General features: G+C 71.1%; 12 protein-coding genes. 7 read left to right on the top strand and 5 right to left on the bottom strand.

The window, feature by feature from the left end; all coding sequences use genetic code 11:
• The first annotated feature begins 83 nt into the window (after nt 1–83).
• The 3 genes from KGQ19_RS32010 to KGQ19_RS32000 all read left to right on the top strand — a co-directional run bounded on the left by KGQ19_RS32010 (nt 84) and on the right by KGQ19_RS32000 (nt 5,147).
• Nucleotides 84–1,628: an amino acid permease gene (locus tag KGQ19_RS32010; RefSeq protein ID WP_194899358.1), complete on the top strand. Its 1,545-nt coding sequence runs from the start codon at nt 84–86 to the stop codon at nt 1,626–1,628.
• Nucleotides 1,629–1,630: 2 nt separating this feature from the next.
• Complete coding sequence (locus tag KGQ19_RS32005; protein ID WP_212016140.1) at nt 1,631–2,518, top strand: GNAT family N-acetyltransferase; 888 nt, start codon at nt 1,631–1,633, stop codon at nt 2,516–2,518.
• Between the two features lie 406 nt (nt 2,519–2,924).
• A complete protein-coding gene (locus KGQ19_RS32000; protein ID WP_212016138.1) occupies nt 2,925–5,147 on the top strand; it encodes an MMPL family transporter in 2,223 nt (740 codons plus the stop codon).
• A gap of 62 nt (nt 5,148–5,209) precedes the next feature.
• Here the strand turns inward: KGQ19_RS32000 and KGQ19_RS31995 are convergent, their stop codons facing one another.
• Both KGQ19_RS31995 and KGQ19_RS31990 read right to left on the bottom strand, forming a co-directional pair.
• A complete protein-coding gene (locus tag KGQ19_RS31995; RefSeq protein WP_230419767.1) occupies nt 5,210–5,989 on the bottom strand; it encodes an SGNH/GDSL hydrolase family protein in 780 nt (259 codons plus the stop codon).
• Nucleotides 5,990–6,284: 295 nt separating this feature from the next.
• Nucleotides 6,285–7,820: an FAD-binding protein gene (locus tag KGQ19_RS31990; RefSeq protein WP_212016134.1), complete on the bottom strand. Its 1,536-nt coding sequence runs from the start codon at nt 7,818–7,820 to the stop codon at nt 6,285–6,287.
• Between the two features lie 47 nt (nt 7,821–7,867).
• On the opposite strand from KGQ19_RS31990, the gene KGQ19_RS31985 reads away from it, so the two are divergent.
• Together KGQ19_RS31985 and KGQ19_RS31980 are read left to right on the top strand one after the other, a co-directional pair.
• Nucleotides 7,868–8,572: a class I SAM-dependent methyltransferase gene (locus KGQ19_RS31985; RefSeq protein ID WP_212016132.1), complete on the top strand. Its 705-nt coding sequence runs from the start codon at nt 7,868–7,870 to the stop codon at nt 8,570–8,572.
• 74 nt (nt 8,573–8,646) lie between these two features.
• Nucleotides 8,647–10,455 carry an ATP-binding SpoIIE family protein phosphatase gene (locus tag KGQ19_RS31980; protein WP_212016130.1) on the top strand — a complete coding sequence of 603 codons (1,809 nt, stop codon included), beginning with the start codon at nt 8,647–8,649 and terminating at the stop codon, nt 10,453–10,455.
• 57 nt (nt 10,456–10,512) lie between these two features.
• On the opposite strand, the gene KGQ19_RS31975 is transcribed toward KGQ19_RS31980, so the two are convergent.
• The 3 genes from KGQ19_RS31975 to KGQ19_RS31965 all read right to left on the bottom strand — a co-directional run bounded on the left by KGQ19_RS31975 (nt 10,513) and on the right by KGQ19_RS31965 (nt 12,974).
• Nucleotides 10,513–11,943 (bottom strand): MFS transporter, encoded by a 1,431-nt coding sequence (locus KGQ19_RS31975; RefSeq protein WP_212016128.1) that lies wholly within the window; start codon nt 11,941–11,943, stop codon nt 10,513–10,515.
• Between the two features lie 31 nt (nt 11,944–11,974).
• On the bottom strand, nt 11,975–12,490 hold the full coding sequence (locus tag KGQ19_RS51315) for a MarR family winged helix-turn-helix transcriptional regulator (RefSeq protein ID WP_212016126.1): 516 nt from the start codon (nt 12,488–12,490) through the stop codon (nt 11,975–11,977).
• 112 nt (nt 12,491–12,602) lie between these two features.
• Nucleotides 12,603–12,974, bottom strand: coding sequence for a phosphotransferase (locus KGQ19_RS31965; RefSeq protein ID WP_212016124.1), 372 nt, complete (start codon nt 12,972–12,974; stop codon nt 12,603–12,605).
• Between the two features lie 188 nt (nt 12,975–13,162).
• Between KGQ19_RS31965 and KGQ19_RS31960 the strand changes: the two genes are divergently transcribed.
• Complete coding sequence (locus KGQ19_RS31960; RefSeq protein ID WP_212016122.1) at nt 13,163–13,411, top strand: hypothetical protein; 249 nt, start codon at nt 13,163–13,165, stop codon at nt 13,409–13,411.
• Between the two features lie 25 nt (nt 13,412–13,436).
• The gene (locus tag KGQ19_RS31955; RefSeq protein WP_212016119.1) at nt 13,437–16,694 is read left to right on the top strand and encodes a hypothetical protein; all 3,258 of its coding nucleotides are present in this window, start codon (nt 13,437–13,439) and stop codon (nt 16,692–16,694) included.
• Nucleotides 16,695–16,745 lie beyond the last annotated feature (51 nt).

Raw genomic sequence — 16,745 nt, 5'->3', positions numbered from 1 at the left:
ATCGACCTGTTATACAGCCCGGCCGCGTACGCCCTCGCGTGGCTTGTCCCTCGTATCCCCCTTCCCCTTGAAAGGTACGAAAGATGGCGACCGACGCCGGTCCGACAAGCCGCCAGGGCACCTCCCTGGAGATCCCCGACGACGACCAGACCCTGAGGGAACTCGGTTATCCCCGCCAGCTGTCCCGGCGCGTCAACGCGTTCGGGAACTTCGCCATCTCGGCGACCATCATCAACTTCATCTCCGGCGTGCTGACCGCGCTGGGCCTGGCCATGGTCTCCGGCGGCCCGCGCATCATGGTCTTCGGCTGGCTCGTGGTCGGCATGCTGGTGCTGTTCGTCGGCGCGGCGATGGCCGAGATCACCTCCGGCTTCCCGACCTCGGCGGCGCTGTACTACTGGTCGGCGAAGCTGGCCAAGCGGCATAACGCGGGCTGGAGCTGGTTCACCGGCTGGCTGAACTTCATCGGCCAGATCGGCGGCACCGCGGCCACCGACTTCGCACTGGCGAACTTCGCCGTGGCGCTGGCCACCTTGCAGTGGCCGAGCTACAACCCGCACCCGGGGCAGATCCTGGCCATCTACGGCGCGATCCTGCTGATCCACGCGCTGCTGAACACCTACACCGTCGGGCTGGTCGCGCTGCTGAACAAGATCAGCGTGGCCTGGCTGCTGGTCGGCGGCCTGGTGATCGTGTTCTACCTGATCGTGTTCCCGGCCCACCACAACTCGGCGAGCTTCGCCTTCACCCACTTCGTGAACGGCACCGGATTCAAGTCCGGCATCTACGCCGGCATGATCGGCCTGCTGTTCACGAGTTGGACGTTCACCGGCTTCGACGCCTCGGCGCACATGTCCGAGGAGACCACCCACGCGGCGGTCTCGGCGCCGAAGGGCATCGTGCGCTCGATCGCCTTCTCCTGGGTCGCCGGCCTGGTGCTGATCCTGGCCCTGACCTTCTCGATGTCGGCGGCCAACTACTCCAACGAGGCCGGCGCCGGCGAGCCGGCCGCGCAGATCTTCGTCGACGCCCTGGGCCTGTCCACTGCCAAGGTCCTGCTGCTGGTGGTCTGCGGCGCGATCTTCTTCTGCGGGCTGGCGAACATGACCTCCAACTCCCGGCAGATCTTCGCCTTCTCCCGGGACGGCGCGATCCCGGGCAGCAAGTGGTGGCGCACGGTCAGCAAGCGCACCCACACTCCGGTGAAGTCGGTCTGGTTCGCCGCGGTCGGCGCGTTCCTGCTGGGTGTGCCCTCGCTGTGGAACACCGTCGCCTTCCAGGCCATCGTCTCGGTCAACGTGATCGGCCTGTTCGGCTCCTACGGCGTGCCGATCTTCCTGCGGCTGCGCCGCGGCGCCGATTTCACCCCGGGCCCGTGGAACCTGGGCCGCTGGAGCCGGCCGGTGACGCTGGTCGCGATCACGTGGATCTTCCTGAGCAGCATCCTGTTCCTGCTGCCGCAGCAGTACCCGATCACCCACAAGACGTTCAACTACGCCCCGGTCGCGTTGGCCGTGGTGCTGTCCATCGCGACCGTATGGTGGTTCGTGACGGCCCGGCGCACGTATAAGGGCCCGATCAGCTACGGCACCCCGGAGGAGCTGGCCGCCATGGAAGAGGACTTGTAGACGTGGAACAGGACGAGACGACCGAGCTGGAGATCACCCGGGCCACCGCGGCCGACTGGCCGGTCTTCGAGTCCTGGGCCGCCGGCGAGGGCTGGAACCCCGGCCCCGCCGACGGCGGCTGCTTCCTGGCTCAGGACCCTGACGGCTTCTTCCTGGGCCGGATCGACGACCAGCCGGTGTCGGCGGTGTCCGTGGTGAACTACGGGGACACCTTCTCGTTCCTCGGGTTCTACCTGGTGCACCCGGACTTCCGGGGGCGGGGCCACGGCTACGCCACCTGGCAGGCCGGGCTCGAGCACGCCGGCGACCGGATCATCGGGCTGGACGGCGTGCTGGAGCAGCAGGACAACTACCGCCGCTCCGGTTTCCAGCTCGCGCACCGCAACATCCGTTACGTCGGTTCGGTGGAGGCCGAGGCTCCGTCGACCGGGAACGGGCCGAAGATCCTGCCCGCCGGCGAGATCGCGCAGAGCACGATCCAGGCCTACGACAGCCGCCGCTTCCCGGCCGAACGCCCGGTGTTCCTCGCCCGCTGGCTCGCGGCGCCGGGGCACATCGGGTACGGCGCGGTCTCGGACGGCGAACTCGTGGGCTACGGCGTCATCCGCCGGGCCCCGTCGTTCGCCAAGATCGGCCCGCTGTTCGCCGACACCCCGGAGATCGCCGAGGAGTTGTTCAGGGCCCTGGTTTCCGGACTCGCCGCGGCCGACGGCGACGGAACGGCGGCCGAAGTCGCGCTGGACGTCCCCGAACTCAACCCGCAGGCCGTTGCCCTGGCTGAACGCCACGGCCTGAAGCCCAGCTTCGAGACGGCCCGGATGTACACCGGTCCGGTGCGCGATATCAATCTGGTGACGGTCTACGGAATCACCTCGTTCGAGCTGGGCTGACCCGGCGGGGCCCGGTAGAGTCGACGGCACTTCACCGGGCCCCGCGTAGGGACTGACCGACGTGGTCGGCGACGCCTCACCACCCTTGAGACGTGACCGCGCCGGAGCGGCGGTCCGGAGCCGCAATGGAAGTGGCGCCCTCGCTCAGAGGACGCCACTTCTTTGTTGGATGGCGCTTGTCGGATGGCGCTCTCAACGCGGCCGGCGCGGCGTCGGAACCGCCGGGCGCGGGCCTGCCGATCGCAAGAATGTGCGGAAACCCCGGCGCGATCCGCCGCCGGCCCTTCGCGGTTCGGCCCGAGGCCCCGGCCGCACCGGCCCCGGGCCGCGGCCGACCACGTCCCCTCCCCTCCCGGATGGCTCAGCCCGGAAGGCGCGCGCCGCACCCGCGCCGGATGCTGCGAGGGTGTCGAGCTACCTGTTCCGAATCGCCCGCTGGGCCTTCCGCCGCCGCCGGCTAGTCCTCGCGGTGTGGGTGATCGTGGTCGTGGCCATGATCGCCGTGGCCGGGGCGAGCGGTGGGAAGACCAACGACTCGTTCACGATCCCCGGCACCGAGTCGCAGCGGGTCACGGACTTGCTGAAGGTCAAACTCCCCGCGCTGAGCGGGGCCCAGACGACCGTCGTGTTCGCCGTGCCGAACGGGACGAAGGTCACCGACCCCGGTCCCAAGGCCGGCATCGAGCAGGCCGTGGCGAACCTGGGGAAGGTCCCGGGGGTCGCGCTGTCGGCGGACCCGTTCCAGGCCGGTCCGATCTCGCAGAACGGCCAGGTGGCGCTGGGCAACCTGCAGTGGAGCCAGCAGCCGCCCGACATCAAGGACTCCGCGCTGAACGACGTGAAGTCCGCCGTGGCGCCGGCCCGCGCGGCCGGTGTGCAGGTCGAGTACAACGGCAGCGTCTACCCCGGGTGGCGGGTCGTGCCCTCGGAGCTGCCGGAACTGGTCGGCCTGGTGATCGCCTTCTTCATCCTGCTGATCACCTTCGGCTCGCTGGTGGCCGCCGGGCTGCCGATCATGACCGCCATCATCGGCGTGATCACCACGGTCATGGCGGTCACCGCGCTGGCCGCGGTGATGACCATCGCCTCCACCTCGACGACCGTGGCGATCATGCTGGGGCTGTCCTGCGGCATCGACTACGGCCTGTTCATCATCCACCGGCACCGGGACGGCCTGCTGCGCGGGATGCCGCCGGAGGAGGCCGTGGGCGTGGCGGCGGGCACGGCCGGCAGCTCGGTGGTCTTCGCCGCCTGCACGGTCATGATCGCGCTGTGCGGGCTGGCGGTGGTCGGGATCCCGTTCCTGACGATCATGGGCGTGGCCGCCGCGGGCGCGGTGTTCCTGGCGATGCTGATCTCGCTGACCCTGATCCCGGCGATGCTGGGCTTCGCGGGCGACAAACTCAAGAACTTCTCCCGGTTCCCCTTCGGCAAGGAGCACTCCGAGCGCGTCGCGCACCAGACCGTCGAGGCTCCGGAGACGGCCGCCGGCTGGCGCTGGGCCCGGTTCGTCGTCCACCACCGGATCCCGGTGCTGCTCGCCGGCGTGGCGCTGCTGCTGCTCCTGGCCTCGCCGGCGCTGAAGATCCAGACCGGCCTGCCCGGCGCGTCGTCGAACCCCAAGAGCGACACCTCGCGCAAGGCCTACGACCTCACCACCGCGAACTTCGGTCCCGGGTTCAACGGCGCGCTGCTGGTGGTCGCCGACGGGGTGTCGTCCCAACAGCAGGTGTCGCAGATCGCCGCCGGGCTGGCCAAGCAACCCGGGGTCGCCGTATCCACCCCGGCGGCGCTGAACGGCAGCACCGCGGTGATCAAGGTCATCCCGACCACCGGCCCCAGCGACCCCGCGACCGCGACCCTGGTCCACCACCTGCGCGACAACCGCACCGCGATCGCCGCCGGCAGCGGCGCGAACGTGCTGATCGGCGGGGTCACGGCCTCGAACATCGACGTGTCCTCGAAGCTGAACTCGGCGCTGCCGGTGTTCCTGATCGTCGTGGTGGGACTGGCCTTCATCCTGCTGACCTTCGCCTTCCGCACCATCTGGGTCCCGATCAAGTCGATCATCGGCTTCCTGCTGTCGGTGGCCGCGGCGCTGGGCGCGCAGGTCGCCCTGTTCCAGTGGGGCTGGGGCGAGAAGATCTTCAGCATCACCAAGTCCGAGACCATCAGCTTCCTGCCGATCATCATGATCGCGATCATCTTCGGACTGTCCAGCGACTACGAGATCTTCGTCGTCAGCCGGATCAAGGAGGACTTCACGAAGAACGGGAACGCGGTCGAGGCGGTCCGGCGCGGCGCCGGCACGGCCTCGCGCGTGGTGACCGCGGCCGCGCTGATCATGTTCTCGATCTTCGTGGCCTTCATCGTCTCGCCGACCCCGACGATCAAGGCGATCGGCTTCAGCTTCGCGGCCGGGGTGTTCCTGGACGCGTTCGTCGTCCGGCTCACCCTGGTCCCGGCGGTGATGGCGCTGGCGAAATCGGGGTTCTGGTACCACCCGCAGTGGTACTCCAAGTACGTGCCGGACCCGGACATCGAGGGCGAGAAGTTGCAGGAGCAGCTGGCGCACGGCGGGGTGGAGGTCACGCCGACTCGGGGCAACGGGAGTGCTCCGGGCAATTGACGGCCCTCGCCGGTTTCCGCTGTGCCGCTATCTGCTATCTGCTATCTGCTATCTGCTACCGGCTACGGCGCGACCGCGCTGAACGCCGCGTAGTACCCGCCGCTCTGGCCGTCGGCGGTCGGGTGGTAGGAGTCGCTGACGTCGGTGACGTCCACCGAGTGCAGCCACTCGTTGAAGAAGTCGCACAGCTCGTGCCCGTGGAACTGGCCGCGGACGTCGGCGAAGGTGTCGCCGGCGTTCTGGGCCGCGGCCGAGATCTGGGTGTCGAGCAGGTCCGCGGCGTTGTTCAGCGCGGAGCGGTCGGTGCCGCTCAGGCCGGGGCAGTACCAGGAGTGGCTCAGGTCGTACAGCTCCGGGTAGCCCAGGACCACGACGTGCGCGGACGGCGCGGCCCTGCGGATCGCGGCGAAGGTGGTCGCCAGCCGGCCCGGCAGGATGGTCTTGGCCTGCGAGGTCGCGGTGTTGATGGCGTTCAGGCAGGCGCTGTCGGAGTCCAGCACACAGGTCTCCATCACCGAGGAGAAGCCGACGTCGTTGCCGCCGATGGTGATGCTCACCAGGGTGGTGCCGCTGCTCAGCGCCGAGAGCTGGTTGTTGAGCACGTCCTGGGTGGTGGCACCGGAGCAGGCGACGGAGACGTAGCTGGCCGGGTGGCGGCTGTTCGCCCACAGTTGCGAGTAGGCGTTGGTGCTGCGGTCGCAGCTGCCGCTGGAGGAGGTGTAGCTGCCGGCGCCGACGCCGGAGGAGTAGGAGTCGCCCAGGGCGACGTAGTGGTCGGCGCCGGTCGCCGAAGCATTGGTGGCCATGAGCGTGACAGCCGCCGTGGCCGCGGCCGTCAGCATGAACAGGCCACGCCGGAAGCGGCGACCGGAAGCCGATCGCCGCGGATGGTGAGCAGCAAACACTGGATGCCTCCACATGAAGGTGGGGATGTGGGGTGGCGCACTGAATTGAATAGCACGAGATCAGGGCCCTGGGAAGGATAGTTTCGCTCAAGGCCCCGACGACGGAACCAACAAACGAAACTTCGGAGTACTCCTTGTGACCTGTTGCCGTCCAAGGAGCTCCCGACCTGCTCGGACATGCCGACGGCGGCCGGGTCGCCCACTGCCCGGCCGCCGTCGCGCGTTCAACCGCTCAATGGGCGGGTGCGAAGATCCCCTGCCCCGGCGCAAGGATCCCATATGGGTCAAAGTACTGCTTCGCGGCCTGGAATCCCCGCCACCGCGCGCCGTACTGCGTCCGCCAGTCGGCCGGCGTCATCGGGATCGCGCCGACCGGGTACTGCGTGCCGCCCGCGGCCTGCACGCGCAGATACAGATCGCGGTTGGCTTGCAGCAGTTGCGGCGCCGGCAGCGCGCCGCCGTCCGGGGCGGCTGTGCGCAGCACCGCGAACAGGAAGGCCAGTTCCCCCTCGGGCACCGACAGCAGGGGAGCCGTCAGCTTCGCGGTCGGCACCGGGTAGAGCAGCACCAGGCCGCTGGCGCCGAGATCGGCCGCGGTGGTGCCAGCCAGGGTGTCCGCGACCAGGGCGTCGGTGGCGGCGTCGGGGAGGAAGCCGTTGAACCAGGGGTGCGGGTCGTACCACTCGCCGCTGGCCTTCAGGGCCGCGACGGTCGGCGCGAGGTCGTCCACGAAGGCCTGGTAGCCCGAGTCCTGGATCTGGGGCGGGCCGACATAGGCGAGGTCGCCGATCAGGGCATTGTCATCCGGCGGGGTGGTGTCGTAGAACGCCGAACCTTCGAGGATGTACAGCCAGCCGCCACCGCTGGCCGGCAGGATCGTGCCCTCCAGCCAGTCGAAACGGCCGTCGCCGACGACCTTGCGCTGCGCGGCGGTGAGGGCGGCGAGCGTCGGGTACGCCAGCGAATAGCTGCGGACCGAGGTCGGCGCGGGGATCAGGCGGACCACGGCGCGGGTGATGACGCCGACCTGGCCGAGGCCGGACAAGGTGGCGTGGAACAGGTCCGCGTTGTGGGTGGCCGAGCAGGTCTGGACGCGGCCGGCACCGGTGACGACGTCGAGTTCCAGGACGTTGTCGACCTGCGCGCCGTGCTGGTGCGAGGCCCCGCCGAGGCCGCCGGCGATCAGCGTGCCGCCCACCGACAGCTCGATGTAGTCGGTGAACACCGGCGGGGTGAGGCCGTGTGCGAGGCTCGCCGCCAGGACCGCGCTCCACACGGCGCCGGCCCCGACGGTCGCGGTGCTCCTCGCCGGGTCGACGCTGATCGTGTCCAGCGGTCCCAGGTCGATCACCAGGCCGCCGTCGACCTGGGCCTGGCCGTAGGCCTGGTGGCCCTGGCCGCGCGGCGCGACCGGGATGCCGAGCGGGCCGCAGAAGGCGATCATCGCGGCGATGTCGGCGACCGACCCGGGCAGCAGCGCCGCCTTCGGGGTGCGGTGGACCAGGTGGCCGTAGTCGTCTTCGTAGGGCGCCAGGTCCGCCGGGTCGATCAGGAGCCGGCCGTCCAGGTGCGGGGCGCGCCGGAAGTCCGCGGCCGCCCCGGTGCCCGCTCCCCGGTCAGCTGCCTGGTCCGTTCCCTGGTCCGCTCCGGTGCCGGCCGGGGCTTCGGCCGCCCAGGCGCGGGAAGTGACGTCGAAGCCGACGGCCAGCGTCCCCACGCTGACGGCGCGGATGAACGAGCGACGGCTGTGCTGCGCGTCGATGCGCATCAGTCCCACCCTTTCCCGAGAAAATGAAGACCCCTGATAATACGGACATGGTCATCGGGAATCCGGGTTCGGCGGCACGCGGGAATCCGGCCGGCGAAGCCGATCGGGCGTGGATCGAGCGCGAGCAGGATCAGGCGCGCGCCTGGGAGGCGATCGGCGCACGCTATGACGAGGCCTTCCCACACAAGGACGGCCAGCTCGCGATGGTGAGGACGATGCTGGAGCTGATGCCGCCCGGGGCGCGGGTGCTGGACATCGGTTCGGGGACCGGGCTGCCGACCGCGCGTCAGTTGACCGCCGCCGGCTGCCGGGTGACCTGCCTGGACATCTCGCCGCGGATGCTCGGGATCGCCGAGCAGAACGTGCCGGAGGCGGAGTTCGTCCTCGGGGACGTGATGGACCTGTCGGCCGACGGGCCCGGGTTCGAGGCGGTGACGGCGTTCTTCGTGCTGCTCCATCTGCCGCGGGAAAAGGTGCGGACCGCGCTGGGCCTGATCGGCGAGGTGCTGGTCCCGGGCGGCTGGTTCGCGGTGGCGATGGTCGAGGGGGATGTGGACGACGTCCCGATCACCTTCCTGGACAGCCGGATCCGGGTGACCGGGATTCTCCGCGACGATCTACGAACCCTGTTGTCAGAGTCCGGATTCGCCGTCGAGCACGAGCGGGTTCTGTCCTACGCGCCGGAGACGAGTTCGGCCAAACCGGAGATCCAGATGTTCTTTCTCTGCCACAAGGCGGACGAACGGTCCTAGACTTCGCACACCAGTATCGGGCCGGAGCGAGAGCAACTACCGAAGTGCAGCAATCAGAGCACGAAGACAGCAGAGTGCTGACGCGCAGGGGGGATCGAGGGGAGCGGGACGGGGACCGCGGCCCACACGGTGACCAGGAATGGGAGCATGATCCGGGACAAGAGCGCGACCAGGGGCGGGAGCCGCTGGATCTGCGCGACCACCTGTCGTTCCTGAACGACGCGACGACCCGGATCGGCGCCGCCGGCGACATGGTGGCGATCGCGGCGCAGTTCGCCGCGGCGTTGGTGCCGCGGCTGGGCGACTTCGCGTCCGTACATCTGCTGGACGCCTTGTTCGTGGACGGCGCCCCGGCTCCGCCGGCCCCCGGGGCGACCGCGTCCAGTCTGGTGCGGCGGGTGGCGGTGGCCCACGACGAGCCGCTTGAGCGCTGGCAGGCTCTGGTGCCGGAGGGCGCGGTGCAGATCATGCACGACACCAGCCCCTGCCACGAGGCGATGGCCACCGGCGTGCCGGTGTGGCTGGATCGCGTCACCCCGGACCGGGCCGAGGCGATGGCGCTGTCCCACTCCCCCGGCGACCTGTATCCGTTGGTCGCCGAGCGCGCGTATCTGGCCGTGCCGCTCGTGGTGCGCGGCCGGGTGCTGGGCTGCGTGGCCCTGACGCGGCGGCCGGAGCGGGCCGAGTTCGACGAGGTGGACGTGCTCACCGTCGGGCAGTTGGCGGCGCAGGCGGCGCTCGGCGTCGACAACGCGCGGCTGTTCCGCGGTCAGGTGGCCACGGCCGCCGAGTTCCGGCGCGGGGTGCTGCCGACCACGCCGCCGACGCTGGCCGGGGTCGAGGTCGCGCACCGGTATCTGCCGGCCAATCCGGCGGTCGAGGTCGGCGGCGACTGGTTCGACACCATCGCGCTGCCGGGCAGCCGGGTGGCGATCGTGATCGGCGACGTGATGGGGCACGGCGTGCGGTCGGCGGCGGTGATGGGGCATCTGCGGATCGCGGTGCAGACCCTCGCGGCCCTGGACCTGCCGCCGGGACAGCTGCTGCGCCAGTTGGACAGCCTGGCGCTGCAGTTGGGCGACGACCATCTGGCGACCTGTCTGTACGCGGTCTACGACCCGATCGCCTCGACGTGCGTCATCGCCAACGCCGGGCACCTGGCGCCGATGCTGGTCCGCGCCGACGGCCGGGTGGAGCAGGTCGAGGTGCCCAGCGGCGCGCCGATCGGGGTCGGCGGCGTGGCGTTCGACACCGCCGAGATCCCGATCGGCGACGGCGACGTCCTGGTGCTGTACACCGACGGGCTGGTCGAGGCCCGGGGCGACGACATCGACGACCGGATCGCCGCCCTCGCCGAGTGCCTGGAGCTGGCCGCGCAGCCGTCGGTCGAGCCCGAGACGCTGTGCGAGACCCTGCTGACGATGCTCGACGGGGACAAGCACGAGGACGACGTCGCGCTGCTGGCGGCCCGGCTGAAGGGCATCCCGGCCGAGGACATAGCCAACTGGCTGCTCTCCCCGCTGCCGCCGACGGTGCCGCGGGCGCGGCGCCTGGTGCGGCAGACGCTGGCCGGGTGGGGGCTGCCGGACGGGGTCCGGGACACCACCGAACTGCTGGCCACCGAACTGCTGACGAACGCGGTGCGCTACGCGCACGGGCCGATCGAGCTGCGGCTGCTGCGCACCGGGACGCTGCTGTGCGAGGTGCGCGATGACGACCACTTCCTGCCGATCCTGCTGGAGGCCGGCGATCTGGACGAGGGCGGGCGGGGGCTGTTCCTGGTCAGCCAGCTGGCGCAGCGGTGGGGCGTGAGCCGGACGGCGAACGGGAAGGTGGTGTGGTTCGAGGTGCCGTTGGAGGAGGCGCGGGTCGTCGGGGGCTGATGGCCGGTATGCGATGGCCGGTATGCGGTGGCTGCGCGGTGGCCGGTATGGATGACCCTAGGACGCGGTCTTCCTCGGCAGCGAACGATCGAGGACTGACACCAGGAGCAGCGCCACGCTGACGCCGATCATGATCCAGGCGATCCGGTGCACCCCGTGGTCGCTGACGCTCGTGTGGAAGACGATCCCGGTGATGGCCGAGGAAGCGATCGAGCCGCCGTAACCGAAGGTGCGCAGCAGGCCGGCGGCCGTCCCGAGCTGTTCGGCGGGCGCCTGCGCGTACAGCGCGGTCTGGTTGCCGGCGGCGGCCAGGCCCATCACCACACCGAAGACGATCGTCAGCACCACGACCCAGCCGATCCAGGCCGTCGCGCTGAGGACCAGCACGCCGGCCGCGCCGATCACGCAGGCGACCGCGGCGGCGATGATCGGGGCCCGAACCAGGTTGCGGCTGGAGATCGGGGAGACGATCAGCCCGGAGACCAGCGTCATCGGGAGCAGCAGGAGGCCGGCTTGGGTCTCGCTGAGGCCGCGGACGCCTTCAACCCACTGTGTAATGCCGTACAGGACCACGTACAGGCAGAGCATGGCCAGCCCGAAACGCAGGTAGGTCCGGGTGAGCGCCTTGTTCGAGGCGAGCATCCGCACATCGAGGAAGGGGCTGCCGGCCCGCAGCTCCCAGAGCACGAGCGCGATCCAGAAGACGAGGGATATGCCGAGCAGGTACCAGTGCGCGGTGGGCAGCCCGAACAGGAACAGCAGCAACGCGATCATCGCGGCGGCGAACCCGGCGATGCCGGTGAGGTCCAGGCGGACCGCCAGTTCGCGCCAGCGCAGCGGACGCTGGAGCGGGCCGTCGGGCGAGACCCAGGTGAGGGTCGCCAACAGCGCGATCACCGCGACGGGCACGTTGACGAAGAAGACCGAGCGCCAGCCGAACACCCCGACCAGCGCGCCGCCGACCGGCAGACCGAGGGACGCGGTGGCGATGCCGGCGATCTGCAGCCCGCCGAGCACCCCGCCGGGCGGCTTGGCCAGGCCGGCGTCGTTGGCCCGGCGACGGATCAGGAGCATCGCGGTCGGGTAGGCACAGGACGTTCCCAGGCCTATCAGGACCCTGCTGATCAGCAGGGTGAGCAGGTCGCGCGCGAACCCGCCGGCCAGCCCGCCGACCGCCACCAGGACGATCCCGGCGAGGAACACCCGACGCGGGCCGAACACCTCCGCGGCCTTGCCGGCCGTCGGCTGGGCGATGGCGCTGGCCAGGTAGAGGGCGGTGACCAGGGCCGCGGTCTGGCCGATCGGGACGCCGACGCCGTGCGCGATCGGCAGGAGGGCGGTGGCTATCAGGGAGCTGTTGATGGGGTTGAGAGCCGAGCCGATGAACAGTGGGGTGGTGAAACGCCAGGAGAAGGCGTTCTGGGATATCGACGCAGGGACGGTGTCGTGAGCCGGGGCAGAGGCAGGGGCCTCGGGCGAGGCGGGCATGGCGGCTCCAAAAGTGCTGGTGGAAGCGGTGTCAGAGCAGCTGGGCGAGCCGCTCGATCAGCGGGGCCGCGACCGCCAGGGCCTCGGCCTCCGCATCGGTGAACGACTCCTCCAGGACCGCGGTGACCCGGTCGACCACGGCGTTCCGGCCCGAACGCACGGCGTCGCGGCCCTGCGGGGTCAGACTCAGGATCGACCGCCGCGCGTCGTCGGCGTCCGCACTGCGCGTCACCAGGCCCAGCTTCTCCAGGCCGGCGATCGTCGCGCCCATCGCCTGGGGGGTCATCTGCTCCCGGCGGGCCAGCCCGGTAGTCGTCATCGGCCCCATGCGATCGAGCCGCGACAACGCGGTGAGCTGCGGATTGCTCAGGTCCCCTTCGGCCTGCGCCTCCTGGACGCGGCGCTTGAAGGCGCCGATGGCGATGCGGATGCGCCGGGCGGTCTCGCGGCGCGGGTCCGGGACGTCCGGGGCGTCCGGGGCGTTCGGCACGTCCGGGACGTCCGGGACGTTCGGGGCCGGGGTGGCGGGAGTCTGGGCGTCGTTCACAATATGAAGCCTAGCCTTAGTAGTTTGGATTAACAAGTCCAGCCTTCATATCTGCGGCCGGTCACCGGCCAGCGGCCAGCGGCCAGCGGCCAGCGGCCAGCGGCCAGCGCGGTCAGGCCAGCGCCGCGTCGAAGGCTTCGCGGTGCGCCATGGTGAACGCGGCCTCGCGGCGGCTCCAGGCGATGCGCGCGGCGATGGTCTTGGGATCGGCGGGAGCGTGCCCGGAGGCCTGGACGGTCGCCCAGAAGCGGGCATTGCGTGCCTGACGCTCGATCACGGCGTCGATGAGCACGGCGCGTTCGGCGGCGTCGAGGCCGTAGGCAGCTGCCAGGATCCTGACTTGGCCGGCTTGGCGCGCGACAGGTACCCGCTGCGTCGAGGCGATGCACCAGGTCCACGCGGCGTACCCGACGTCTTCGAGCGGATCGCCGGGGGCCGCGGTGTCGAAGTCGATCCAGGCGACGGGGATGCCGTCGCGGGACACGCCGCGCTCACCGGCCGGTGCACCACGTCGTGCACGCGCACCACGCCCCCGGTCATCCGCCCGCCGGTCAGAACAGCCGGTTCCTCGTCGGGCTGTCGGGGGTCGGTCCGATCCTGCATGGCCTCCCGCATAGCCCGAACGGTCCCCTGCGCGCGCCGTGCGCCGCAAGTCGGCGCATCGTCCCGACTGTGAGCCGTTACTCGTACGAACTCGCCCGTGATCGGGATCTCGACACGGACAGCACCGAGGACCAGTTCTGGCACATCGTGCGCGTCGATGACGCAGAAGATCCGCCGCACCTACACGCGTTGTGCAACCGGCGGCTGGTCGAGCCGGTGACGCGCTGGCGGGACTACTCGGTGGAGCGCATGGTCGACATCATCTGCCACCAGTGCCTGACCGGGTATGTCGCCGAGGCGGGAAGCCAAGCGGGATGAGGGAGGCGGGCCCTAGACTCCGCGGGTGAGCGATCCGTTTGAGACAGCAGCGACCCGTTCGCGGGTGCTGGAGGCCTGGGTGGCCTCCCCGGTGCGGTTCCGTGAGGATGCCAATCTGGAGGAGGACTTGGTCCTCGGTGGGTACCGGGACCGGGTGGTCGTGGAGTTGGCGCAGAACGCCGCCGACGCCGCGTTACGCGCCGGGGTGAGCGGGCGGCTGCGGCTGACGCTGGCCGGCCAGACCCTGACCGCGGCCAATGTCGGTGCGCCGCTGGACGCGGACGGGGTGACCGGGCTCTCCACGCTGCGGGCCTCCGGCAAAGTGGCGGAGGCGGGACCGGGGCCGGAATCGTCGGCGGACCCGGCGTCCTCGGAATCCTCGGCATCCTCGGCATCCCCGGCGGACGCGGGCGAGTCGGCGGCCTCGGCAGCGGCGGCCTCCCCGGTCGGGCGCTTCGGCGTCGGCTTCGCCGCCGTCCTCGCCGTCTGCGACGCGCCCTCCGTCCTGTCCCGAGACGGCAGCGTCCGGTTCTCGGCCGCCGACGCCCGCCGCGAGGTGGAACAGGCCGCCGAGGGCAGCGCCGGGCTCCGGGCCGAGCTGACGCGCCGCGGGGGCCGGACGCCGATACTGCGGCTCCCGTTCGCCACCGACGAGCGGCCGCCGCAGGGCTTTGACACGGCCGTCGTCCTCCCGCTGCGCGACGACGCCGCGCGCAAGCTGGTCGCCACCCTGCTGGCCGGCGTGGACGACGCGCTGCTGCTGGCGCTGCCGACGCTGGCCGAGATCGTTGTGGATGTGGACGGGGACGTGCGCCGGCTGACGGCGGCCCGCGACGACGACGGCGTGTGCAGCATCACCGACGGGACCGAGGTGTCCCGCTGGCGCACGGTCTCGGCGAGCGGGCAGATCGCGCCGGAGCTGCTGACGGATCGTCCGGTGGAGGAACGCGCGCGGCCGAGGTGGGCGCTGACGTGGGCGGTGCCGTGCGACGCCGCCGGGGAGCCCCGGCGGCCCGAGACCGCCCCGGTGTTCCACGGCCCGACGCCCACCGACGAGCCGCTGGGCCTGCCGGCGTTGCTGATCGCGACGCTGCCGCTGGATCCGACGCGGCGGCGGCTGGCGCCGGGGGCGCTGACCGACTTCCTGCTCGATCGGGCCGCGGACGCCTATGCGGAGCTCGTTCGGCGGTGGCCGTCGAAGAGCCCTGGTCTGCTCCGGCTGGTGCCCGGTCCGATCGCGGACGGTCCGGTCGACGCCGAGCTGCGGCGGCGGATCGTGGCGCTGCTGGCGCAGTCGGCGATCCTGCCCGCGGCCGAGAGAACAGCCGTGAACTCCGCGGATGCCGCGGATGCCGCGAATATCGTGAACGAGGAGAACGTCGAGAACGCAGAGGACGAAGAAACCCCCTCGCTCCTCATCCCGCGAAACGCCGTCGTCCTCACCCCGAACTCCGCGGCCCTGGTCGCCGCGCTCGAAGACGTGATCCCGGGCCTGCTTCCCGCCGGTTTCGAACGGGACCAGGCCGCGCTGACCACGCTCGGCGTGCGCGGCATCGGCCTCGGGGACGTGGTCGAAGCCGTCGCCGGGCTCAAGCGTGAGCCGTCGTGGTGGGCCGCGCTGTACAGCGCGCTGGACGGGGTGTCCGGCGACGATCCCCTTGCGTTTGACGCACTTTCGGCCCTGTCTGTACCTCTGGCCGACGGCCGCACCGTCCGCGGACCGCGCGGCACACTCCGTCCGGCCACCGCCTTTGACGAGGCCACCCTGGCCGCGCTCACCCCGCTCGGGCTCCGCGTCATCCACCCGCACGCCCTCGGCGACGGCGCCCGCCTTCTGGAACGACTGGGTGCGCAGCCGGCCGAGCCGCGGGTGATGCTGGCCGATCCGGCCGTGCAGGAAGCCGTGGAGGCCGCCTACGATCCGGTGCCGCTGGACGACGACACCGCCGACCCGCTCGCGATCGCCGAGGCGGTCCTGGCTCTGGTCCGGGCCGCCGGTCCGCGCCCCGGGGAACGCTTCGGGCTCGGCCGGCTGCTGCTGCCCGAGGCCGACGGCGGACTCACGCCGGCCAACGAGTTGCTGGTGCCCGAATCGGCGCTGGCCGGGATCGTCGATCCCGAGTTGTACGGGTTCGTCGACCCCGCGTGGGTGGAGCGCTGGGGGTCCGGGGTCCTGCACGCCGCCGGCGTTCCGGACAGCTTCCCGGTGCTGCGGGACACCGGCGTCCTGCTCGATCCGGACACCCTTGACGACGAGTTGACCGAGCTGGAGGGCTTCGAGGACTGGGCCGAGCACGTGGAAGCGTTGTGCCCGCCGGATTCCGCGCCGGTGGTGCTCGCCGAGTTGGCGGGCGTCATCGGGCTGGAGACGGTGCGGCCCGAGGCGTGGCCGCAGGCGTTGGAGCTGTTGGCCCGGACGCCGGCACTGCGCCAGGCGGTGCTGCGTCCGGCCCAGCTCGCGCTCGCCGACGGCAGCCGGCTGACGCTGCCCTCGGCCACCGCGTGGTGGCTGAGCCGGACGCCGGTGCTGGCCGGCAAGTGTCCGGCCGATCTGGTCATGGGCGAGGACACCGCGCTGGCCGGTCTGTACGACGCCCTGGACCCCGCCGACGCGGGCGCGCTGGCCAACGACTTCGACTTCTTGACCGCGTTGGGCGTCAAGACCACCGCGCGGGAGTTGCTGGCGGTGCCCGGCGGTCCGGACGAGTTGCTGGACCGGCTGGCCGATCCGGACCGGTCGGTGAACCGGAGCCAGCTCACCGATCTGTACTGCACGCTGGCCGAGGTGCCCGCCGACCAGGTGTCTCCCCCGGATCAGCTGCGCGCCACCCTGGACGGGGAGTTGGCGGTCGCCGAGGCCGACGAGGTGGTGGTCGTGGACGCCCCGGATCTGTTGCCGCTGCTGGCCGGCCGCCCCTACCTGCCGATCCCGTTGCGCCACGCGCACGCCCTGGCCGATCTGCTCGACCTGGACCTGGCCTCGGAGGTGATAGACGCCGGGGTCGAGGAGGCCGGAGAGGTGCGGGACGTGCCGGAGGCCATCAGGGCCCTGCTACCGGACGCACCGGGCACCTACGTCGAGCACGACGACCTGATCCTGGCCGACGGCACGGAAGTGGACTGGCGGGTCGCCGACGGCGTCGTGCACACCTCCACCTTCGACGGCCTGGCGCGCGGACTGGCCTGGGCCGCCGGGCGGTGGGAGCAGCGGCATCTGGTGTCGGCGATGCTCGCCGAGCCGGAGCGGACCGCCGATCTGTTGGTGGAGGTCGACTTCGAGTAGCGCCCCGCCACGGGAAACACATGGCGGGACAACAACGGACAACAGGAAGCC

The organism is Catenulispora pinistramenti, assembly GCF_018274385.1.
Lineage (GTDB): Bacteria > Actinomycetota > Actinomycetes > Streptomycetales > Catenulisporaceae > Catenulispora > Catenulispora pinistramenti.
The sequence above is the reverse complement of the archived record's forward strand: the minus strand, read 5'-3'. Positions and strand labels throughout refer to the sequence as shown.